Annotated in this window: 19 protein-coding genes; 13 read left to right on the forward strand and 6 right to left on the reverse strand. The window is 52.0% G+C overall.

The genetic code is table 11. The features are described from left to right. Window positions 1-344: 344 nt before the first annotated feature. From hfq to BLS94_RS12760, 8 genes are all read left to right on the forward strand, one after another. Window positions 345-590: an RNA chaperone Hfq gene (gene hfq, locus BLS94_RS12725; RefSeq protein ID WP_072766609.1), complete on the forward strand. Its 246-nt coding sequence runs from the start codon at window positions 345-347 to the stop codon at window positions 588-590. Next, window positions 583-1749: a GTPase HflX gene (gene hflX, locus BLS94_RS12730; protein ID WP_090961668.1), complete on the forward strand. Its 1167-nt coding sequence runs from the start codon at window positions 583-585 to the stop codon at window positions 1747-1749. The genes hfq and hflX overlap by 8 nt, the downstream gene beginning before the upstream one ends. Window positions 1750-1877: 128 nt before the next feature. Beyond that, window positions 1878-3068 carry an FtsH protease activity modulator HflK gene (hflK, locus tag BLS94_RS12735; RefSeq protein ID WP_072766611.1) on the forward strand — a complete coding sequence of 397 codons (1191 nt, stop codon included), beginning with the start codon at window positions 1878-1880 and terminating at the stop codon, window positions 3066-3068. Between the two features lie 18 nt (window positions 3069-3086). After that, entirely contained in the window at window positions 3087-3947 is an 861-nt protein-coding gene (gene hflC / locus BLS94_RS12740; RefSeq protein WP_371130297.1) for a protease modulator HflC, read from the forward strand. Window positions 3948-4140: 193 nt separating this feature from the next. Then, on the forward strand, window positions 4141-4326 hold the full coding sequence (locus BLS94_RS12745) for a DUF2065 domain-containing protein (protein WP_072766613.1): 186 nt from the start codon (window positions 4141-4143) through the stop codon (window positions 4324-4326). Between the two features lie 46 nt (window positions 4327-4372). Continuing rightward, a complete protein-coding gene (locus BLS94_RS12750; protein WP_090961675.1) occupies window positions 4373-5542 on the forward strand; it encodes an ATP phosphoribosyltransferase regulatory subunit in 1170 nt (389 codons plus the stop codon). 103 nt (window positions 5543-5645) lie between these two features. Then, entirely contained in the window at window positions 5646-6953 is a 1308-nt protein-coding gene (locus BLS94_RS12755) for an adenylosuccinate synthase (RefSeq protein ID WP_090961677.1), read from the forward strand. A gap of 66 nt (window positions 6954-7019) precedes the next feature. Beyond that, the gene (locus BLS94_RS12760; protein ID WP_176767877.1) at window positions 7020-7466 is read left to right on the forward strand and encodes a GNAT family N-acetyltransferase; all 447 of its coding nucleotides are present in this window, start codon (window positions 7020-7022) and stop codon (window positions 7464-7466) included. 65 nt (window positions 7467-7531) lie between these two features. Here BLS94_RS12760 and BLS94_RS12765 read toward each other — a convergent pair whose 3' ends face one another. The 3 genes from BLS94_RS12765 to ilvA form a co-directional block, all read right to left on the reverse strand. Next, complete coding sequence (locus tag BLS94_RS12765) at window positions 7532-8884, reverse strand: porin (protein WP_090961681.1); 1353 nt, start codon at window positions 8882-8884, stop codon at window positions 7532-7534. A 682-nt stretch (window positions 8885-9566) separates the two neighbouring features. Continuing rightward, window positions 9567-10892, reverse strand: coding sequence for a porin (locus tag BLS94_RS12775; RefSeq protein WP_090961684.1), 1326 nt, complete (start codon window positions 10890-10892; stop codon window positions 9567-9569). A 272-nt stretch (window positions 10893-11164) separates the two neighbouring features. Continuing rightward, complete coding sequence (gene ilvA / locus BLS94_RS12780) at window positions 11165-12676, reverse strand: threonine ammonia-lyase, biosynthetic (protein ID WP_090961723.1); 1512 nt, start codon at window positions 12674-12676, stop codon at window positions 11165-11167. A gap of 143 nt (window positions 12677-12819) precedes the next feature. On the opposite strand from ilvA, the gene rpiA reads away from it, so the two are divergent. The 4 genes from rpiA (at window position 12820) to corA (ending at window position 16935) form a co-directional block, all read left to right on the forward strand. Then, window positions 12820-13485 carry a ribose-5-phosphate isomerase RpiA gene (rpiA, locus tag BLS94_RS12785; RefSeq protein WP_072766618.1) on the forward strand — a complete coding sequence of 222 codons (666 nt, stop codon included), beginning with the start codon at window positions 12820-12822 and terminating at the stop codon, window positions 13483-13485. Window positions 13486-13560: 75 nt separating this feature from the next. Then, the gene (phoU, locus tag BLS94_RS12790) at window positions 13561-14268 is read left to right on the forward strand and encodes a phosphate signaling complex protein PhoU (protein ID WP_072766619.1); all 708 of its coding nucleotides are present in this window, start codon (window positions 13561-13563) and stop codon (window positions 14266-14268) included. Between the two features lie 30 nt (window positions 14269-14298). Beyond that, entirely contained in the window at window positions 14299-15849 is a 1551-nt protein-coding gene (ppx, locus tag BLS94_RS12795) for an exopolyphosphatase (RefSeq protein ID WP_090961687.1), read from the forward strand. Between the two features lie 15 nt (window positions 15850-15864). Continuing rightward, entirely contained in the window at window positions 15865-16935 is a 1071-nt protein-coding gene (gene corA / locus BLS94_RS12800; RefSeq protein ID WP_072766621.1) for a magnesium/cobalt transporter CorA, read from the forward strand. A gap of 236 nt (window positions 16936-17171) precedes the next feature. On the opposite strand, the gene BLS94_RS12805 is transcribed toward corA, so the two are convergent. The 3 genes from BLS94_RS12805 to BLS94_RS12815 all read right to left on the reverse strand — a co-directional run bounded on the left by BLS94_RS12805 (window position 17172) and on the right by BLS94_RS12815 (window position 20500). Beyond that, window positions 17172-17936, reverse strand: coding sequence for a 3',5'-cyclic-nucleotide phosphodiesterase (locus BLS94_RS12805; RefSeq protein ID WP_090961690.1), 765 nt, complete (start codon window positions 17934-17936; stop codon window positions 17172-17174). Between the two features lie 148 nt (window positions 17937-18084). Further along, complete coding sequence (locus BLS94_RS12810) at window positions 18085-19137, reverse strand: glycosyltransferase family 2 protein (protein WP_090961694.1); 1053 nt, start codon at window positions 19135-19137, stop codon at window positions 18085-18087. Between the two features lie 43 nt (window positions 19138-19180). Further along, window positions 19181-20500: a hypothetical protein gene (locus tag BLS94_RS12815; RefSeq protein WP_090961697.1), complete on the reverse strand. Its 1320-nt coding sequence runs from the start codon at window positions 20498-20500 to the stop codon at window positions 19181-19183. 365 nt (window positions 20501-20865) lie between these two features. On the opposite strand from BLS94_RS12815, the gene BLS94_RS12825 reads away from it, so the two are divergent. Further along, window positions 20866-21624 carry a 3-deoxy-manno-octulosonate cytidylyltransferase gene (locus BLS94_RS12825; protein ID WP_072766625.1) on the forward strand — a complete coding sequence of 253 codons (759 nt, stop codon included), beginning with the start codon at window positions 20866-20868 and terminating at the stop codon, window positions 21622-21624. Window positions 21625-21662 lie beyond the last annotated feature (38 nt).

Genomic DNA, 21662 nt, shown 5'->3' on the forward strand with positions numbered 1-21662 from the left:
AAACACAGGGCTGAAGTTTCATTGGATGTCCTGAACGCTTGCCCGGGCTGAATGATGGCCTGGGCAAGCGTTCGACCGCGGGGGGACTTATCATTCATTGCAGATTCAAGCCCACCGAGCGTCGCCCACGACTGTGCCCGCAAAAGTAGCAAATACTTTCTTATTGCTCTTTTTATTTCCTCCGATTTCATTTTCTGAAGGATCGGGATCGATCAGATTATCGATCACCGATGTGATCGGATATACAGGAATGACTTCCTGCGGCCTTAGCCTTCAGAAATATGGATTTACTCTTGAAAATCAAGTAGAGTTACTTCTTGAATAATTACAATACGGAGTCCCCGATGAGCGCTAAAGGGCAATTGTTACAAGACCCGTTTTTAAATACCTTACGGAAGGAACATATTCCGGTATCGATCTACCTGGTGAACGGAATCAAGCTACAAGGGCATATCGACTCATTTGATCAGTATGTGGTACTGCTGAAGAATACCGTAACTCAGATGGTGTACAAGCACGCCATTTCTACCGTGGTTCCCGCAAGGGCCGTAAACATTCCATTTGAGGCGCCCCCTATACCTGATGCTTGACCAACCTGTCGGGAATACGCTTAAAACCGACTCTGCTGCTGATTCCGCTGTATTGGTCAGCCTCGATCTTGGCGGCGGCGACTCGGCTGAAAATCTGGAAGAATTACGTCGGTTGGCGGCAAGTGACCAGCTTGCGGTTTCTGCAGTGATTAAAGGTAAACGCGCCAGGCCCGATCCAGCCACCTTTGCAGGTAGCGGAAAGGTGGCTGAAATTTTGCTTGCCCTCGAGCAAACCAACGCCTCGCTGGTTGTCTTCAATCATGATCTGTCTCCTGCCCAGCAGCGCAATCTGGAGCGTAACCTGGGGCGTCGCGTTGTAGATCGTACCAGCCTGATCCTCGATATCTTCGCACAGCGTGCCAAAAGCCATGAGGGTAAGTTGCAGGTGGAACTGGCGCAACTTGAGCATCTCGCCACTCGCTTGGTACGTGGCTGGACGCATCTGGAACGCCAAAAAGGGGGTATTGGCCTGCGCGGCCCCGGCGAGACCCAGTTGGAGACCGACCGGCGCTTGATCGGGAAGCGCGTAAAGCTTCTTAAAGAAAAACTCATTAAATTTCAGCGCCAACGCACATTACAGCGTCGTTCCAGGCAGCGGGCTCAGGTGACGGCTGTTTCCATTGTAGGCTATACCAACGCCGGAAAATCCACGCTATTCAATAGCCTGACTCATGCCCAGGCCTACGTCGCCGATCAGTTATTCGCCACGCTGGATGCCACCACCCGAAAAATGTTTATCCCTGATCGGGGACCGCTTGTGCTTTCAGATACGGTGGGCTTTATCCGGGACTTGCCTCATACGCTCGTTGCTGCGTTCCAGGCCACACTTGAAGAAACCGTACAGGCCGATTTATTGCTACATGTGGTGGATGCGGGGAGCCCTAATCGCGCTGAGCAGATCGATGAAGTAAATAAGGTGCTGAAGGAAATCGGCGCTGACAGGATTCCCCAGATACTGGTGCTGAACAAGGTAGACCTGATCAATTTATCCGTGGGGCGCGCGGGTTATCGGCGTGATGAGTATGGTAGAATCGAACAAATTCGGCTGAGCGCGAAAACGGCCGAGGGGCTTGAGTTTATCAAGTTGGCATTATCGGAAGCAATCGAGGCGCGCACTTTACAAGAAGTCGATAAGCGACTGGGAAGTGGCGGTGCTTGATTGGCGAATAATGATTTAACTATTGGGCAAATAATACGATTTGTATTTCTACGATAGGCTGAAGTTTAGCGTTTTTCACCGTATCGTTTGATGGTTTTATCTACATTAAACAGAAAATAGGAATCATCATGGGATTAAACGATCCTCAGTGGGGAAGAAAAAAAGGTAATTCCGGTCCACCTGATCTGGATCAAATGTGGCGCAACTTCAACAAGAAGCTCAATAATCTTCTAAAACGCAAAGGTGGGAGCGGCGGCGGATCGAGCGGTGAAGGGGGCGGCGATAATCCCCGGCGATATGGCGGCGGTATAGGACTGCTTCTTGGATTGCTTCTGCTGCTGTGGGTAGCCAGTGGATTCTATATCGTGAACGAGGGCCAGCGAGGCATCGTATTACGTTTTGGTAAATATGTGGAAAGTACCCAGGCAGGCCTGCGGTGGCACTTGCCATATCCGGTGGAAGTAGTGGAAGCCGTTAACGTGAGCGGGGTGCGTACGGTAGAAATTGGCTATCGGAACAATGTAAGAAGCAAGGTATTGAAGGAATCGCTGATGCTGACCGATGATGAGAATATCATTGATATTCAATTTGCCGTGCAATACATCCTCAAGAATCCTGAAGAATTCCTGTTTAACAATCGCGAGCCCGAAAATGCGGTGCTACAGGCAGCAGAAACGGCAATACGTGAAATTATCGGTAAAAGCAAAATGGATTTCGTGCTCTATGAGGGACGCGAACAAGTAGCGGCGAAAGCGACCGAGCTGATGCAGGGTATTCTCGATCGTTACAAGATAGGAATTGCCATTAGCAAAGTGACTATGCAGAATGCGCAACCGCCGGAGCAGGTTCAGGCGGCCTTCGACGACGCTGTTAAAGCGGGCCAGGATAGGGAGCGGCAGAAAAATGAAGGCCAGGCCTACGCTAATGATGTCATTCCCAAGGCCAAGGGTAACGCCGCGCGTCTGCTGGAAGAGTCCGAAGGATACAAGCAACGGGTGATCGCAAGTTCAGAGGGTGAAGCCAACCGGTTTAAACAGGTTCTTGTTGAATATAACAAAGCGCCCGTTGTAACGCGTGACCGGCTTTATCTGGATATGATGGAACAGGTGTTGTCCAACACCAGCAAAATTCTTGTGGATCAGAAAGGTGGCAACAATCTGCTTTATCTGCCGCTTGATAAACTGATTCAAGCGAGTGGTCCCTCGTCCTCATCCGCGGTAGCGCCCGAGGTGGCATCCGCCTCGGCGCAAGAGGTTGTGCCTGACAGTGCCGCACGCACCCGCGAGGCGTTTCGTGGCCGTGAACGGGAGACAAGATAAGTGAAAAAGTATACTTCAATGCTGCTGGGCACTCTTGTCGCCCTGATTGTTCTCGCTGCATCTTCACTGTATATCGTGGATCAGCGCCAGCTGGCGATCTTATTTCAGCTGGGTGAGGTGGTTGACGTAAAAACATCGCCTGGTCTGTATTTCAAGATTCCTTTGGCGCAAAACGTGCGTTACTTTGATTCGCGTATCCTGACCATGGATACGGCCGAGCCGGAGCGTTTCATCACTTCCGAAAAGAAGAACGTGCTGGTAGATCTGTTCGTAAAATGGCGAATCGTCGACGTCAAGCAGTATTACGTCAGTGTTCGGGGAGACGAAATGCTGGCGCAAACCCGGCTTGCGCAAACCGTGAATTCCAGCCTGCGTGATGAGTTCGGCAATCGCACGGTACATGATGTTGTTTCGGGAGAGCGCGACAAGATCATGGAAATCATGCGCCAGAAAGCTGATGCCGACGCACGCAAAATTGGCGTGGAAGTCGTGGACGTGCGGCTGAAGCGGGTGGATTTGCCGCAGGAAGTGAGTGAATCGGTCTACCGCCGTATGGAAGCAGAGCGGAAGCGCGTGGCTAATGAATTGCGCTCCACCGGGTCGGCGGAGTCCGAAAAAATTCGTGCCGACGCTGACCGCCAGCGCGAAGTCATTCTCGCTGAAGCTTATCGGAAGGCCCAGGAGGCAAAGGGTGAGGGCGATGCGAAGGCCTCGGCGATCTATGCCGCCGCTTTTCAGCCAAATCCGGAATTTTATGCTTTTTATCGTAGCCTGGAAGCCTATAAGCAGAGCTTCAAGAACAAGAGCGACATGCTGGTTCTTGAGCCCAGCTCCGAATTCTTCAAGTATTTGAGAAACTCCGGTCGCAGCGCTAAGTGAACTGCGAATATTGATGACTCGCCCGAAGGCGGTTGCTTGCAAAACTTGACCTGCTGATGGGCCGCAAGCGTGGAGAATATCGCAAACACGGGCTGGCATGCGAATGCTGGCTGTTTCTTACGTGTTTTCCCATCGAAAGATGAGTTCGCTTACGCTACAAATTATCGGACGCGTATAGCGAGGTTATGCCGGCATGTGGGATACTTTATTAATGGCCTTCGCGCTGGTGCTGGTGTTGGAAGGGCTTTTTCCGTTTCTGATACCTGGCATCTGGCGCGAGACCTTCAAGAAATTGACCGACGTTGACGACAATCACCTACGTTTTATCGGCCTCACCTCTATGCTGGCAGGGCTTCTTCTACTTTACCTCGTAAATTAGACCTGCGCTGTCGCGCTTCTCTTCAGAATGCAATTGGAACATAAACATGCGCGCATGGGTTCTCCCCGAATATATTGAGGATATCCTGCCTGCCGAGGCGCTTCGCATAGAGATGATGCGCCGGCGCATCATGGATTGGCTATTCGTACACGGGTATGAACTGGTGGGCCCGCCTTTGCTGGAGTATGTGGAATCCTTGCTTAAGGGCAGTGGTGGCGGCACGAATTTACGCATGTTCAAGGTGGTGGATCAATTGAGCGGACGCATGATGGGACTACGTGCCGACATGACGCCTCAGGTTGCCCGTATCGATGCGCACCTGCTTAACCGCAAGGGCATTACCCGCCTCTGCTATGCGGGTAGCGTATTGCATACCGTGCCATCGGGTTTGACTCGTACCCGGGAGCCGCTCCAGGTGGGTGCGGAACTTTACGGCCATGCCGGCCTGGAAAGCGACCTGGAAGTCCAGCGCCTTATGCTGCAATCTTTGGCAATCGCCGGGATAGGCAAAATTCATCTCGATCTCGGCCATGTTGCCGTATTCCGCGGGCTGGTGAGAGGCGCCGGCATCCCATCCGAGCTGGAGGCAGAGTTATTTGGCGTATTGCAGGCCAAGGATGTTTGTGGGCTGGAGAACCTTTGCGCTGGTCTGGATAAACACGTCGATGCGGGTGCTCAGCGGGCGTTGCTACTGCTACCCGAGCTGTACGGCGGCAAGGAAATACTGTCGCTTGCGCGTAAGCAGCTTCCGGCTTATCCGGAAATCGTGACAGCGCTGGATGAACTGGAAACGATAGCCGTGGAACTGGAACCCCTGGTCGATACCCTGGCGTTTGATCTGGCTGATCTACGCGGCTATCACTACCACAGCGGCATGGTCTTTTCCGCCTATACCCGCGATAGTCCCAACCCGATCGCATTGGGTGGACGTTACGATGAGGTCGGCAAGGCGTTCGGAAGAGCCCGTCCAGCCACCGGATTCAGCATGGACTTGCGGGAATTGTCCGGTTTGGTGCGGCCTGATCTCTACCCCAGGGGGATTCTGGCTCCGTACGTTAAAGGGGACAAAATCCTGGAAAAAAAAATTGAGCAGCTTCGTAGCGAAGGCAAAATCGTGGTGGTTGAATTGCCCGGGCATGGGGATGAGCAAGACACTTTCAACTGTGACAGAAAGTTGACACTGAAAGGCAACGTTTGGTCAGTAGTCGAAATCTGAACTCGAAGCCTGACGATGCGGCACAAGAAAACTTTTCTGAAACTCTTTCCTTTTTTCCCTGCATTGCCAAGGTTCGGCAGTGTACTAATTAAAGATTACTGACATGGTTAAAAATGTAGTTGTCGTTGGAACCCAGTGGGGCGATGAGGGCAAGGGCAAGATCGTAGATTGGCTGACTGATCACGCTCAGGGTGTCGTTCGGTTCCAGGGCGGCCACAACGCCGGGCACACGCTGGTCATTGGCGGCAAGCAAACTGTACTGCACCTGATTCCTTCGGGAATTCTGCGTGATGATGTTGCTTGTTATATCGGCAACGGCGTAGTTGTATCTCCCCAGGCACTGCTCGATGAGGTGGATATGCTGAGGCACGCGGGAGTCGATGTAGAAGGAAGGCTACGCATAAGTGAAGCCTGTCCACTTATTCTCCCTTGCCACGTCGCCCTTGACAGCGCCCGGGAAACCGCCAAAGGCCTGGATAAAATTGGCACGACAGGACGGGGCATCGGGCCCGCGTATGAGGATAAGGTAGCCCGGCGAGCGGTGCGACTGCAGGATTTGTTTCATCGTGACCGCTTTGCGGCGAAGCTGGGAGAGATGCTGGACTATCATAACTTCGTGCTGAAAAATTATTTCCACGCTCCGGTGGTCGATTTTCAGCAAACGGTGGATGACACCCTATCCCTGGCTGAACGTATCAAGCCAATGATGGCGGATGTGCCGCGGCTTTTGTTCGAAGCCAACAGGGCCGGTAGCAATCTTTTATTCGAGGGGGCACAGGGCACGCTGCTTGATATCGATCATGGCACCTACCCGTTCGTTACCTCGAGCAATTGCATTGCCGGCGCGGCGACAACAGGGAGCGGAGTCGGCCCGCAAATGCTGCATTATGTTCTCGGCATTACCAAGGCTTATACCACGCGCGTGGGCGCAGGGCCTTTCCCTACTGAGCTGGTTGATGATATCGGGAGGCATCTCGCCAAGCGAGGCAACGAGTTTGGCGCAACTACCGGACGTCCGCGCCGTTGTGGCTGGTTCGACGCTGCCGCATTGAAGCGCTCCATCCAGATAAATGGCATTTCGGGTTTATGCGTTACAAAACTTGATGTATTGGATGGCGTCGAAACCTTGCGCCTGGGCGTGGGCTACAAATGGACCGGCAATGGTGAAGGAGAGCAATTCAGGGAGATCCTGCCGGTAGGCGCGGAAGAGCTCGCTTGCTGCGATCCGGTTTATGAGGAAATGCCAGGATGGACCGACAGCACGGTGGGGATCAAGAATTTCAATCAGCTACCTTTGGCAGCGCGCAGGTATCTGAAGCGCATGGAGGAGGTCTGCGAGGTGCCGGTAGACATGATATCGACCGGACCGGATCGCGAACAAACGATTGTGCTACGGCATCCATTTGCCTGACCTGACAATCAGTACCTTAAAGGCGGGGCTGTTGCGAAAACCCGAGTATTTCCGGACCGGCGCGCGATGACACTATTCGTCAAAAAAGACTTGAGCGCCTACGCCGTGCGCGCCGCAAGCTGGCATGAGGATATTCAGGCGCTACGCGGAATACGCGAAGCAGTTTTTATCCGCGAACAAGGTGTTCCCCCCGAACTGGAATGGGACGAATTTGACATGAATTGCATTCACGCACTGGCGTCGGACTCAGCGGCTAATCCTGTCGGCACGGCACGATTATTACTGGATGGTTCTTTCGGACGGATGGCAGTGTTAAGGGAATTCCGAGGAAAACGGGTCGGCACCGCATTGATGCACTGGTTATTAAGAGAAGCAGAGAGTCGTCAGATGCAGCACGTCACCTTGAATGCACAGGTACAGGCTATCGAATTTTATAAGAAATTCGGTTTTCAGGTGACGGGGAAAGCGTTCCTCGATGCGGGGATCTCACACGTCAGAATGGTTTTGCGATAGCTTATTCGACAACCGCGGTTCTTATCCGCCACCTGTACCTGATGCTTTCTTTAAAGCCACTTTAATTAAAAGGGAACCATAAAATCGAGGGATAGCACAACCTGATCTTTCTTTCCGCCAAAGGGCCGATAAGTTGCACCGTGCAGCGCATCCACGTTGTCATACCGTACGTTTGGACGAACGTTAAACTGTTGCATCGGCTTCCAGTCAAGCTTCAGCGCCTTTGCCGCTTTCCAGTTCGCACCGACCGTGACCGCGTAGTAGTCGGCAGGCATACTTGTGCTGTTGCCGGGAAGGCCATGTCCTAACGCGTAGCTGATACCCCGGTTATTCGTGGCGGCGCTCACCCGACCGGGCGAGAAAACACGAAACCCGTCTCTATCACGGAACCACTCGCCACGTATGCCCACAGACAATTCGGACGTAAGATCATAGTACAAATGGGTGTTGATGCCATACCACTCGGCGTTCTTGTTGACGCCGTTCAATAAAACGCCGCCGGCATAACCATGGTCATGTTGCAAAACAAAATGAGTTTTGCTCGTGATCCTGTGCTTCAGCACAACGCTATACATTCCCCAAGGCTCGTTGCTTCGCGTGGAGGTTTCGCCGTAGGTGCCGCTTATGTTGGCCGAACTGCCCATATCGTCGCTGGTCCAGGTGATACCGGCTATCCCGCCCCAGTTGCCTAATTGCTTATCAAAACCGCCGTCCCAGCCGCCGGTGGCGCTACCGGTGGTAACCGCGCCTATAGTCGACCAGTTCCCGTTGATCTTGTAATTACCCAGAATCCCCGTATGGGTGAAGGGTTCGCCATACTGCATCGTGTAGGCATGGGTGTAAAAGAAATTGTCGGGGGCTGGAACAGACTCATAACCGATAGGCGTATAAAAATGGCCAGCCTTGACGTTCAGGCCATTGCCGACCGGAACATACACCTCCGCATACGCTTGGGGGATCGCGATACCGTAATACCGCGTCGAAGCACAGCACAAGTCGAGATCCCAATTGCTTCTGCTCAAAGGCTGCCCGGAATTCACGTCGAATGCCGGAACACCATAAGCTTGGGTAAAAATGGCGTCCGTACCGAACATGAAATCAAAGCGCCCGCCAATATCCCACGTGCTGCCCTCAGCCACTACGGGGCGTTCTATAAATATATTGAACTGGTTCAGTTGGAATCGATTGGAACGATCAGCAAAAGTCACCGGACCATTAAAGCCGCTGGCCTGGCCGGGATTGAAAGTGGCTCCACCATTGATCCAGCCACCCATCCTTATCCCGCTGTCTTTTACCCATTCAATCGCGGAATCAACACTGGCATCGGCGTGCGCATTGGTTGAGCTATCAACCGCTGCGAACAGGCTAACCGCAGAGGCAAATATCATCCGGCTTCGACGTTTGGGCACGCATGACATAAGTGATTCCCCTTAGGTAAAGACACCACAACTATAGTTGTTATTTTTTTGTCAACTTAACATAACAAATATCAATTAAATGTTGGTTTATTGTGAAATAGTTGTGAACATTCAAGGAAATTGCGTACAGGGGTGAGTTAGGCCCTATTAGGAAACGGACTAATCTTTGAAAAAAATCAGCTTTTTCCCTTGGTATATTAGCTTCCTCTGCGCAGATGAGCCCTCATGTCGCCGTTCATAACACTAATTTCGTAAGATGGTTCAGAACGCGCACATACGCAGCGATCATGACGTCTTGGCTAAGTTCTTTGAAGAGGCGGCAGAGAAATGGAGACGAAGCAGCCGAACAAAAGAAGTGCTGGAGCATTATGAAGAAAAAAGCATCTATATGGTAGGGAAGCACAAGATTTAAAATCACATGCTCCCGCTTCGGTGCGCAAATGCCACGAAAGCGCCGAGGAGAATATAAAGGAAGCGGCTGCTCACCGACTAATGGCAGTAGAGCAGGCCCAGCATGACTCTACCGGACACGACGGTAAAATGGCGGGTACCGCAGTAGAAAAGGAAAGGCGGGGAAGCAATTAAACACAACACGAACGACGACGTGATGGCCTGTTGTCAACGGCAAGTGCTAACTCCCAGTATGATTTTGAGGTATGTTGCAACCCAGTCAAATTCAGCATCAGAAAGGAATAGTCGCATCGAGAGAAAACAGCACTTGGTCCTTTCGACTATTGAAAGGCCGATACGATTGATGAATGCCATCCGCTCTATCATAACGAATATTAGGGCGAATGTTCAGCTTTTGCATGGGTTTCCAGTCTAACTTCAACCTTTTGGCCGGTTTCCAGTTCATGCCTACTGTGACTGCATAATAATCGGCCGGGGCGCTGATGGGGATGAAGTTTCCCGCAGAACTGTGTCCCATGTTGTCGGTAGCGGCAAGCACACGAAAGGGCGAAAAGACGCGAAAACCATCTCTATCGCGAAACCATTCACCTCTTATCCCGATTGACAGGTCATTCAGGAGATCGTAATACAGGTGCGAGCTGAGACTATACCATTCGACGTTCTTGGGGGCACCGTTCAGCAAAACGCCACCGGCGTAGCCATGAACGTGGTGCAGAACCAAATGGGTTTTAGGGGTAACCCTGTGCTGCAATACCACGTTGTACATACCCCAGGGTCTGGTGCTTCGCGCGGAAGTCTCGCTGTATGTACCGGTGACATTGATTGAACTTCTCTTGTCATTACTAACCCAGGTAATACCGCCTAACCCTCCCCAATTGCCTAACTGCTTGTCAAAACCCCCGTCCCACCCTCCCGTGGCACTGCCCGTGATCGCGCCGGCCATGACGGACCAGTTTGCATTGACTGCGTAGTTGCCCATCAGTCCTGTATGGGTAAACGGTTCGCCGTTATTAAATGTATAGGCATGGGTGTAGAAAAAATTGTCGGGCGACGGAACGGTCTCATAGCCGGTAGGCGAATAAAAATGACCCGCTTTGATGTTGATGCCGTTGCCAATCGGCAAGTAGGCTTCCGCGTATGCCTGCGGGAGTGCAATGCCGTAGGTACGGGTGGAAGAGCAGCATAAATCCAGATCCCAGTGCCCCCTGTCCCGCGGTTGGCCGGTATTAACATCAAAAGAAGGGACGCCGAAAGCCTGAGTATAGATAGCGTCTGTGCCGAACATGAAATCGAAGCGTCCACCCAGATCAAACGCGTTGCCTTCCGTCACTACAGTTCGCTGTATATATATATTGAATTGATTTAATTGAAATCGGTTCGCCCGATCGGCAAACGTAACGGAGCCATTGTATCCATTGCCGGGATTGCTCGGGTTGTAAGTTGCTCCACCGTTAATCCATCCGCCCACTCTTACGCCACTATCCTTGAACAGGTCTACTATTTTAAAAGCATGCACATTACTCGAGTTCATGAGAACTGACAGCAGCGCGCTTATGGCGAATAGAAACCTGCCTTTGCATCTTCGCACACATTTCATTTATAATTTTCCTTAGTTCCCCAGACATAAGGATTTTGAAAAACATCCGAAAATGAAGCGTTTCGGCTTTATAAGACAAAAATCTTTCTACTGGCGGTCCTCTTAACTCGCGCCATACTCATAAGCGGAATGTCATCTGCGCTGTCCGTCCCTCTGTTATCAAGAGCGGGAAATTCCGGGAGAGGCGAAAAAGTTCCTCCCCTTCTCTATCCTCATCAAGGCGCTCGCTCCGATCAGTGATACCGATGCCATATGAAACACTCAGGTCGCGCCTAACCCAAAAACAATTTATAAGCAGGATTTTCGCTTTCATCCCAGTAATGATTATCAAGCTGTCTTAGAAACGCCTCGAACTCGTCCTTCTCTTCAGGCGGCACTTCCATGCCCACCAGCACCCTTCCGTAATCTGCGCCATGGTTGCGGTAGTGGAACAGGCTTATATTCCAGTGAAGGCTCATGCTGTTCAGGAATTTCACGAGGGCACCTGGGCGATCTGGAAATTCAAAGCGATAGAGAAGCTCATTCTTTATCTCACGGGCGCGTCCTCCCACCAGATGGCGAACATGGAGCTTTGCCATTTCGTTGTCGCTCAAATCCTCGGTGCGCAAGCCGCTTTTCTCCAGGCTTCTGATCAGTTTTGCCGCTTCCTCGCGATTGCGCACCGACACGGCGACGAACACATGCGCTTCTTTCGGATCAGCATAGCGATAATTGAATTCAGTAATGCTTTTCGTTCCAAGCATGGCGCAAAACTTCCTGAAACTGCCAGGCTCTTCGGGAATGGTAACGGCCATCACCGCTTCACGCTGCTCGCCCAGTTCCGCTCGTTCGGAAACATGACGCAATCGGTCAAAATTCATGTTGGCGCCAGAGGCTATCGCAATCAAATCCTTATCACGAATTTTCTCTCTCTTGGCATAAGCCTTTGCTCCGGCGACAGACAGCGCCCCGGACGGCTCCAGAATCGCACGAGTATCCTCGAACACATCCTTGATCGCAGCACAGATAGCGTCGGTATCGACCAGGATGATTTCGTCTACCAGCTCGCGGCACAAACGAAAAGTTTCTCCTCCAACTTGCTTCACTGCCACGCCATCCGCAAACAATCCCACCTGTGCGAGCTTGACTCGGCGTTTTTTTTTCAGGGACTGATACATGGAATCGGCATCCGTTGGCTCGACACCGATGATTTTGATTTCCGGATAAAGCCTCTTTACGTACGAGGCGATACCGGAAATAAGGCCACCACCGCCTATCGGGACAAATATGGCGTAGATTGCTCCGGCGTGCTGGCGAAGGATCTCCATCCCGATTGTACCCTGCCCCGCAATGACGTCGGGGTCGTCGTAGGGATGCACAAAAGTGGCATGCTCCTCTCTGGAAAATTTCAACGCGTAGGCATACGCCTCGTCATAGGAATCTCCATGTGTTATTACCGTCGCACCGCGCGCCTCGACCGCCTGCATTTTGATTTGCGGCGTAGTGACCGGCATCACGATGGTCGCGCGGCAATTCAGCCGTTGCGCCGCAAGCGCCACCCCCTGCGCATGATTCCCTGCTGACGCCGTCACCACGCCGCGTCTAAGCACAGCGGGGGAAAGCTTGACCATTTTGTTGTAAGCTCCACGCAGCTTGAATGAAAAAACCTCTTGCATATCCTCCCGCTTCAGCAATAGCCGGTTATGCATGCGTGCAGACAAATTTGGTGCAAGCTCCAACGGAGTCTCTATCGCGACATCATAAACCCGAGCGGTGAGAATTCTTTCGAGATAATTGTTTTTCATTAAAGCCGGATTTCCTGATTTCAGGGCTATGCATTTTAGCATGCCGGGAAAGGCTAAATGCCCAGCTTCATTGTTAAAATCAGCGGATAGTATTATCCTCATAAATAATTAAACGTTTACTCCCAAAACCAAAAAATAACACCATGAACCAAGACGAGCAAAAACGTGCGGTCGCCCGGGCCGCCATCCAATATGTTCCGGCGGGCAGCATAGTCGGGGTGGGCACCGGTACGACTGCAAATTACTTCATAGATGAGTTGGCCGCAGTCAAGTATAAAATTGAAGGAGCGGTAGCCAGCTCAGAGGCAACAGCGCGGCGGCTCAGCAGCCATGGTATCGAGGTCATGGATTTGAACAGCGTTGATGTGCTTCCGGTATATGTGGATGGAACGGACGAAATTACCAAACACCTGCACATGATAAAAGGGGGTGGTGGGGCATTGACACGAGAAAAAATCGTCGCTGCGGTGGCAAAAAAATTCGTCTGTATCGCCGACCAAAGCAAACTGGTTGATGTGCTCGGTAAATTTCCGCTACCTGTGGAAGTTGTCCCGATGGCACGTAGTTATGTATCGAGAGAAATAGTACGGCTGGGTGGCCAGCCCAGGCTGCGCGAAAATTTCATCACGGACAATGGCAATATCATTCTTGACGTACAGGGACTGCAAATCCTTAACCCGGTTGAACTGGAGGCAGCGCTCAATCAGATTACCGGGGTCGTTACCAACGGGTTATTCGCAAAGCGCGGCGCGGACGTGCTATTGCTTAGCAGCGATAGCGGCGTCCAAACAATTGGCTATACGGGGTGAGGAACATAAAATTGTCACAACCGGCGAGTAACATTTCTTGTCATTCTTTGCTTTCAATCGATCAGCAGGTGTGCGATGGTGAGTAGCGAACATATATCCAAGCAGTTTGACGCCGATCTCGAGGCCGTAAGGACCCGCGTGTTGCATATGGGTGGATTTGTGGAAGAGCAGATCGAGAAAGCCATTGAGGCGTTAACGAGCGGAAACGAGTGCCTGATAGAAAGTATCATTGCCGATGATCATCGCGTCAATGCCATGGAAGTTTCGATCGACGAAATTTGTAGCCAGATCATTGCCCGCCGGCAGCCGGCAGCCGGCGATTTACGCATGATCATGACGGTCATCAAGACCATTACCGATCTGGAGCGTATCGGTGATGAAGCCGAGAAGATTGCACGCATGGCCAAGCTGATATACCAGACCGACCGGATGCATATGCCGCGATTCGTCGAGATCAGGCATGTTGCGCACATCGCGCTGGACATGCTGCGGAAATCACTTGATGCATTTGCCCGTCTGGATCTGACAGCAGCGGCTCAGGTCGTGCGCCAGGATGAGTTGGTAGATGAGGAATTCCGTTCTATCATGCGCCAGCTCATCACTTTCATGATGGAAGACCCGCGCAAAATTTCTACCGCTCTCGAAATCCTGTTTATAGCAAAAGCCATCGAGCGAATCGGCGACCACGCCAAGAATATGTCGGAATACGTGGTATATATGGTCAAGGGCAGGGATGTACGCCATGTTACCGTTGAAGAAATTGAACGGGAAGTAAGGGAATAAATCCCGCGATATTTGCACACCCGAAAATCCATGCTCGAATACTCCACTCTCGCGGCGGTAGACCTCGGCTCAAACAGCTTTCGTCTGCAAGTCGCGCGCGTAGTGGGTAAGCAGCTATATCCGCTGGACAGTTTACGCGAGATGGTACGACTTGCCGCCGGCCTTACCCCCCACGGGCAATTGGATGAGGATTCTCAGGAACGCGCTTTAGGTTGTCTAAAACGTTTCGGCGAGCGTCTGCGGGGTTTTCCGCCGCACACGGTACGTGCAGTCGGTACGAATACGCTTAGAGTAGCCAGGAACGCCCCCGCATTTCTAAAAAAAGCGGAGGCGGCCGTGGGATTCCCCATCGAAATTATCGCGGGGTATGAGGAAGCGCGGCTCATATATCTGGGAGTCGCGCACTGTCTTCCCGCCTCAAGCAACGCTCGCCTGGTTGTGGATATTGGCGGCGGCTCTACCGAGTTGATCATTGGCAATCGCCTGAAACCGGTCAAACTGGAAAGCCTGTATATGGGTTGCGTCAGTTATAGCCTGCGTTTTTTTCCAGATGGAAAGATTACCAAGGGTGCGATGAGGCGAGCCGAACTCTCAGCGCGCAGTGAAGTGCAAGCCATCGCCGCAGAGTTCTCCAGTATCCACTGGCAGGACGCGTTTGGCTCATCCGGTACGGCGCGCGCGCTGGGCGACATCATCAAGCTGAACAATCTCGCTAAAGAAGGCGACGACGGGGACCTCACCTTGGAAGGGCTGGAAAATTTTCGCGAATGCCTGCTCAAGGTTGGCGATATCAGAAAGCTGGAATTTGCGGGACTCCGTGCTGACCGGGCGCCCGTTATTGTTGGCGGCTTCGCCATCATGTCGGCAGTATTTTCCGAGCTGGGAATACGCCGAATGTCTCAGGCCATGGGAGCACTGCGGCAGGGCGTGCTCTACGATATGCTCGGGCGCTTCCATAATCGCGATATGCGCGAAGTTACGGTAAGACAATTTATGCAGCGCTATCGAGTGGATTCTGCCCAGGCGAAGCGGGTGGAATCGCTGGCCCTTTTGCTTGGTAAACAACTGTTGACGGATTTTCCTGATGAAGCAACGGAATTGCTGCTAATTCTCTCGTGGGCGGCGCGGCTGCATGAAGTGGGAATTTCAGTAGCCCATTCCGGCTATCACAAACATTCGGCCTATATTCTCGGTAACGCTGATATGCCGGGTTTCTCAAGAAAAGAACAAGAACGCTTGAGCGCGCTTGCCCTCGCCCATAGGGGGGTTGCAAGCAAAATGCGGGAATTTATTACCGACCCCCCGGACTTCGCTCTGCTCCTGGCACTTCGTCTGGCTGCGCTGTTCCATCGCAGTCGTAGTGATATCCAGTTGCCGGATTTGGAAGTTCGCCTCAGCGGCAAAGAATTCGATTTACACATCGAACGGAAATGGCTGGAACGCAATCCCTTGACTGATACAGCGCTGTCCGCCGAAATTGAGCAATGGTCCGCGCTCGGTTTCAATTTTCGTATAAAGCGGCTGGAGGGAAGCAAGGCGCGCATAGCCGATAAAGCCGCCCCGAACGCAGCCGGTACCTAACCCATATCATCCACGATGGCGTCACACTCCAGAAAGAGATCGACAAAAGCAGGCCTTGCTCCAGGCACGCTGGTGCATATCGGCATAAAAAAAAATGTCGCGCCTCGCATCACCCTGCTGAATTACGATACGAATAGTACGCGCGAATATGAGGTAACCACTGCTGAGCTGGCCGACAAGATTAAGCTCGCGCCGGGCATCAAATGGATCGACGTCCGTGGATTGGGCGACATCGGTATGATGGAACAAATCGGTGCGTGTTTTAATCTTCATCCGCTGGTGCTGGAGGATATATTCAATACCGAGCAGCGTTCGAAACTGGAGGACTACGGCGACTATATTTATGTGGTACTCAAAACCTTCGGCTATGAGCGCAAAAGTGAAGAAGAAATGATAACCTCTGACCAGATCAGCCTGGTGCTGGGAAAAGATTTCGTGCTCTCATTCCTGGAAACGGATGGGGTTCAATTCGGGTCGCTGCGTGAGCGCTTACACTCGGGAAAAGGCCAGATACGAAACCTGGGTCCGGACTTTCTGATGTATAGCTTGATTGATGCCATCGTGGATAGCTATTTTGTCATTCTTGAGCGACTCGATGAAAAAATCGAAGTACTCGAAACGGAACTGATAGCCCGTCCTCAACCTACCACTCTGCATTCGATTTATCACCTGAAGCGGGAAAATGCTTTTTTACGCAAATCGCTGTGGCCATTACGCGAAGTGATCAGTTCCATGCAACGAGGGGATTCGCCGCTGTTCACCCGCAATACTTTGCTTTACCTGCGTGATGTCTATGATCACACTATTCACATCATCGAGTCGGTTGAATCTCTACGCGACGTGACAGGTGGCATGCTCGACATCTATATGTCCAGCGTGAGCTACCGCATCAGTACGGTAATGAAGGTTCTCACCGTTATTACAACCATATTCATGCCACTGAGCCTGATAGCCGGCATTTATGGGATGAATTTCCAACACTTGCCTGGGCTTGACTGGTACTGGGGATTCTTCGCGGTTCTGGGAGCAATGGCAGTGATCAGTGTGGGGATGCTGGCGCTATTCCGCTGGAAAAAGTGGTTGTAGTCCACTTTAGCAGCTCAGCCGTCCAACTCATCGGCGAACCGGGCGCTTCGCCGAAAATCTTTTCGAGAGTCTCTAGCGGCCTGTCGGACTTAAAGGAAATCGGCTGCAAAAGCGTCTAGCTAGTTCATATTTCGCCGCTTTTTCGGCCAATAGAATAACTATTGGCCCTCAAAACCCTCAAAATCTGCCCTCAACCATTCATTTTTTCGCTGCGATTCCTTAAGTCCGACAGGCTGTTAGAACTCGAATATTTGCCCGCGCTTCAATCTCTCGGGTTTGAATTCTCCTGCTGCTGCCTGAATTTCCGCCATAGTCGCGTCCTCATTGCCCGGTTCCATGTGAGTGATCAGAAGCTGGACCGGCTTGTTGAGCTGCTTTAACCCCTGGGCCAGCAGTTCAGGGCGCATATGGCCAGAAGCCTCGGCACCCACAACGTTGTGGTTGAGAAAGGTCGTTTCAATCATCAGAAAGCGCAGGTTGCTGATTGAGTTCAATGTATTCCAGAACGGCTCATGGTAAGTTGTGTCGCCACTGAATACAAAACTTGCCTTGCCGCTATCAAGCTGATAGCCCACACCCGGCACAGCATGCCGCGCCGGGAGCGGAGTGATCATCCTTCCCGACAAATCGACGCTCTGTCCCACTGTCACAGGCCGGAATACCACATACGGATTGTCAGATGAAGGTAATACCGTGTAATCGGGCCAAAGGCGAAAATTGAACATATCCTGCTTCAGGATGGCAATAGTTTCAGCCAATGCGTAAACCGTGAGCGGCCTCTCACGACGCGGCCCCACCATATCCGCCACCATGGGAAGCAAGCCCACATGGTCGAGATGCGAATGAGTAAGAAATACCGTATTGATACGCAGCATCTCGGCCAGCGTTAAATCCCCCGCGCCGGTACCCACATCAACCAGAATGTCGTCATCCAGCATCAGGCAAGTGGTTCTTAAATTCGCCGCCACGCCACCGGTGCATCCGAGTATGGTTACCCGCATCTCATCCTCGCATAACGACCTCAAAAATATGGGCTAAATCCATGACTTGGCAATGGAATGATGTGGGAGATACCGGGAATAAAGTTCGAAACACACGCTTCGTAGATATCCTTTCCATCCCATTCAATCTTTCACCGAGGCAGACGAGTTATTTAGACATTAACTTCGGGGTGACGCTCTGCGCTGCCGAAGCCCACTCCCACGACAAAACCTCGAGGCCGCAGATACGCGCCCACGGCATGATCAACATACGTAGCAGACGCGAAGTATCTGGCAGCATCCATATTTGGGAGACGCGCTTTTCTTCGCGCCAGCTGCGCAGCAGGAGCCTTACCACCACCTCCAGGCCCATGGCGTAGCTGCGCATCTGCAAGCAAAGAAGCAGTCGCGCCGGCTCCGGCGTTACCCAATAAACGTAACCTCCTTCCCGAAACACGTAATCAAGCGCATCAAGAAGATCCGGAGGAAAATGTGTCGGCGGGCAATTGGCCGACAGAAGCAGGATATTAAGTGAAGCGTTAGGATAGCGCGCGAAATAAAGGCTGCGGTTGTGCTTTACCAGCGCCTTGTAAGATCTGCCACGGCCGAAAGACCCCCCACCCTCGTGCTGTATCCTTGCGCCAGGGTGTACGCCAAGGCGCCAACCGCGCAGGTCAAGGCGGCGGCCAAGATCGATATCTTCATAATATCCGCGGCCGAATGCCGGATCGAAACCGCCGATTTCCTGGAAAACGTGACGTCGGATCAGGAATGCATGGCCCCGCAGGCGGTGGGTACGAATATAACCGCCGGGCTCGCGCACATACCGGTCCAGATTGTCTCTGGCATAGTCGTTGCCGGCGGGAATAATGACCGCTAGCTGCGGGTCTGCCGCCATCGCTGCGCACAGCGTCGGCAGAAAATCCTCGCTTGACGTCGTGTCCGAGTTGAGTATCAATACGAAAGACGCGTCGGAGCGACCGACTGCCTCGTTTACCGACGCACCGAAGCCCTGATTTTTCTGTGCGTGATGAACGTAGACCTGTTCATACGGCAATTGATCGAGCATCATGCGCGTCTCGACATCGGACGCATCATCCTGCACATAAATATGCCGGATCGATTCACTGAGACATGCAACGACAGAATCGATGCAATGCCGCGTCAGCGCTGGCGCATTATAGACCGGGATTACCACGTCAATGGATGGCTGTGCCGACATACGGGTCAGTAATCTCCTTGGAACGTCGGCCGGCAGAGGCTAATCAAGCGAAAGCGAGTTTAGCGGCACGATCATGCGGATGATCCCGGTTCTGGCTGGTTTTTGACCGCACCTGCCCTTCCAGCAGTGCAACATAACGGGACAATACGTCGGGACCACCAACATCGATCATTTCCCTCACGAAGCGTTGGCGATGCTCTTCTATATAAAAAGAATCGCAGCCGTGGGAAAGAAACCTTTCGATATTTCTATATACGTCATCCCGGCAGCGCAACTCTGCCTCAGGTATGAATTCAGCCAGTGCGGAACGCCCAGCATGAAGATAGTCCGCAGCCAATACTGGCTTCTTCCTTTTGACCGCCTCAAATACAACCGAGGTAGCCAGGTCAATTATTACATCCGCCCAATTCATGAGATAAATGGAATGAATATCTCCCGCCACGCTCACGTTAGGCAAACGCCGCAGGGACATGTCCTTCGTAAGGGATTGCTGCCACCCACCGCGGGTATGGGGCTTGATTATCAGCTCCACCCCCGGAAAGCCGGCAACGATGCGCACGACCTCGCCTACTTCCTCCCAGAACGTTGAAAAATTACTCTTTCTCAAAAACATCACCACTTTGAGCTTGCTATCAGAACGGGTCAGTGGCGAAGGCGGCATCAATTCGGCCACTTTGGCAAGCCATTCGTCGCAATAGCGTGGTGAACCCAGTACGGCAAGCTTCTGGTTATCCATAAACGGACGAAAGCGCACCGAGCATAATTCGTTAGGCACCACCACTTTTTCGAAAATTCCTGCATTGGCAAACGTGGTGTCGGGTTCCAGGGTCAGTTCGCGGCGCCTGATCAACTGACTCGCATGAGGACTATCCCCATGCGGCAACGAAACCGTGCCCAGACCCATGGCGCGCGCCGTCGATAACACCACCTTGACCCACTCCACGCAGATGGATGAATTTCTTTCTATCCAGTCGAATACTACTACCCCCTCGCTACTTTCGCCAAAGCTGCGCCTCAACAGTCGGTTGGCGGTACTCCGCCAGATCGGCTCACGTCTCTTGGCATTGAAAACCTCCGCCAGCACCTTCATGATTGGACCGATGAATGGGCGGCGCAAGCTGCGGATCAATATCAGTGTCTGAAAAAACCACCCCAAAAATTCGATAGGGGTCAACACGTCAGCGATGTACGCCATGCGAACACCATTGAGTCCCTTCAGGAATTTGATACGATAGTCATTACGAAACCGCGAGTTGCCTATCAGAACAATGTCACAGGTATGACCAGAACCGACCCACCTGGAAATTACAGGTGTAATATGATCTATATCGTTATAATGGCGTAGAAAAAAAAGAGCCTTCATACTCGCGCTTTCATTCTTTGCGTGCTGATGGCAAAAAGCAGTATATCCGTCATTTCATTGATTATTCCCATTTGTTTCTTGCGACGAAAATGCGCGTAATTGTACACGGGGCGATATTCGTTTACTAGCACAGCCGGTATTTTTACTCCACAAACTTCTGTTACTATAGAAAGCTGGTTCTGGTTCAGGTTCAAGTTCCGGCAGGGTATTTTTCCTGGCGACAGGAATGGACACGATAAAAACGAGCTTCAAAAAAGCCATTCGTAAGCCGATTGGTTCCGATACTAATGTATAGGGCCGATAATTGACGGCCAATAATAAAATGCACCTATTATCTGATAGACATTAATTAACATGATTTACCAATGAGAACAATTGCTGTAATCCCAGCCCGCATGGGTTCATCGCGTTTTCCCGGAAAACCGGTTGCAAAACTGTTGGGGCGTTCAATGCTGGAACATGTCTACAAGCGCGTTGCCCTTAGCAGATCCCTTGATGCTACTTACATAGCAACTTGCGACGAGGAAATCCGGCGAGTGGCGGAGGATTTTGGCGCTGCCGTAATAATGACTGCCGACACTCATGAGCGTGCGAGCGATCGGGTTGCCGAGGCCGTGGCCGGCCTTGATGCTGAACTTATTGTGATGGTACAAGGCGACGAACCGATGACCCACCCGGAAATGATCGATGCCGCGGTAGAGCCATTCCGGCAAGATCCCCGGTTGGGCTGCGTTAATCTCGTGCGCGCCATTGAAAATAAAGCTGACTTCCATGACTTCAACACAATCAAGGTAGTGATGAATCAGCAGGGTGACGCTCTCTATATGTCGCGCCAGCCGATACCGACGGTGCCGGCCTCATCCCAGTTGGATTCCCCGCATACTTTCGCCTATAAGCAGGTATGCATTATCCCCTTCCGCCGTGAAACATTGCTTGATTTCGCCCGGTTACCGCCAACTCCATTAGAGCAACTGGAGTCCGTAGACATGCTGCGGTTGCTGGAGCACGGTTATCGGGTGAAGATGGTGAGAACCCAGTTCAATACGCAGGCGGTAGATACTCAGGCCGATCTGGAGCGTGTCGCCAGGTTGATGGAGGCTGACCCACTGCTGACCTCATATTGAATCAAATACTCACAAACACAGGCCTGTTCTTGCGGCCT

The sequence above is a fragment of the Nitrosospira sp. Nsp18 genome, assembly GCF_900103145.1.
In the GTDB taxonomy this organism is placed as follows: Bacteria; Pseudomonadota; Gammaproteobacteria; order Burkholderiales; family Nitrosomonadaceae; genus Nitrosospira.

Coding starts and splice junctions, on each gene's coding strand:
- hfq (WP_072766609.1), top strand. CDS start 345: ATGAGCGCTAAAGGGCAATTGTTACAAGACCCGTTTTTAAATACCTTA.
- hflX (WP_090961668.1), top strand. CDS start 583: ATGCTTGACCAACCTGTCGGGAATACGCTTAAAACCGACTCTGCTGCT.
- hflK (WP_072766611.1), top strand. CDS start 1,878: ATGGGATTAAACGATCCTCAGTGGGGAAGAAAAAAAGGTAATTCCGGT.
- hflC (WP_371130297.1), top strand. CDS start 3,087: ATGCTGCTGGGCACTCTTGTCGCCCTGATTGTTCTCGCTGCATCTTCA.
- BLS94_RS12745 (WP_072766613.1), top strand. CDS start 4,141: ATGTGGGATACTTTATTAATGGCCTTCGCGCTGGTGCTGGTGTTGGAA.
- BLS94_RS12750 (WP_090961675.1), top strand. CDS start 4,373: ATGCGCGCATGGGTTCTCCCCGAATATATTGAGGATATCCTGCCTGCC.
- BLS94_RS12755 (WP_090961677.1), top strand. CDS start 5,646: ATGGTTAAAAATGTAGTTGTCGTTGGAACCCAGTGGGGCGATGAGGGC.
- BLS94_RS12760 (WP_176767877.1), top strand. CDS start 7,020: ATGACACTATTCGTCAAAAAAGACTTGAGCGCCTACGCCGTGCGCGCC.
- BLS94_RS12765 (WP_090961681.1), bottom strand. CDS start 8,884: ATGTCATGCGTGCCCAAACGTCGAAGCCGGATGATATTTGCCTCTGCG.
- BLS94_RS12775 (WP_090961684.1), bottom strand. CDS start 10,892: ATGAAATGTGTGCGAAGATGCAAAGGCAGGTTTCTATTCGCCATAAGC.
- ilvA (WP_090961723.1), bottom strand. CDS start 12,676: ATGAAAAACAATTATCTCGAAAGAATTCTCACCGCTCGGGTTTATGAT.
- rpiA (WP_072766618.1), top strand. CDS start 12,820: ATGAACCAAGACGAGCAAAAACGTGCGGTCGCCCGGGCCGCCATCCAA.
- phoU (WP_072766619.1), top strand. CDS start 13,561: ATGGTGAGTAGCGAACATATATCCAAGCAGTTTGACGCCGATCTCGAG.
- ppx (WP_090961687.1), top strand. CDS start 14,299: ATGCTCGAATACTCCACTCTCGCGGCGGTAGACCTCGGCTCAAACAGC.
- corA (WP_072766621.1), top strand. CDS start 15,865: ATGGCGTCACACTCCAGAAAGAGATCGACAAAAGCAGGCCTTGCTCCA.
- BLS94_RS12805 (WP_090961690.1), bottom strand. CDS start 17,936: ATGCGGGTAACCATACTCGGATGCACCGGTGGCGTGGCGGCGAATTTA.
- BLS94_RS12810 (WP_090961694.1), bottom strand. CDS start 19,137: ATGTCGGCACAGCCATCCATTGACGTGGTAATCCCGGTCTATAATGCG.
- BLS94_RS12815 (WP_090961697.1), bottom strand. CDS start 20,500: ATGAAGGCTCTTTTTTTTCTACGCCATTATAACGATATAGATCATATT.
- BLS94_RS12825 (WP_072766625.1), top strand. CDS start 20,866: ATGAGAACAATTGCTGTAATCCCAGCCCGCATGGGTTCATCGCGTTTT.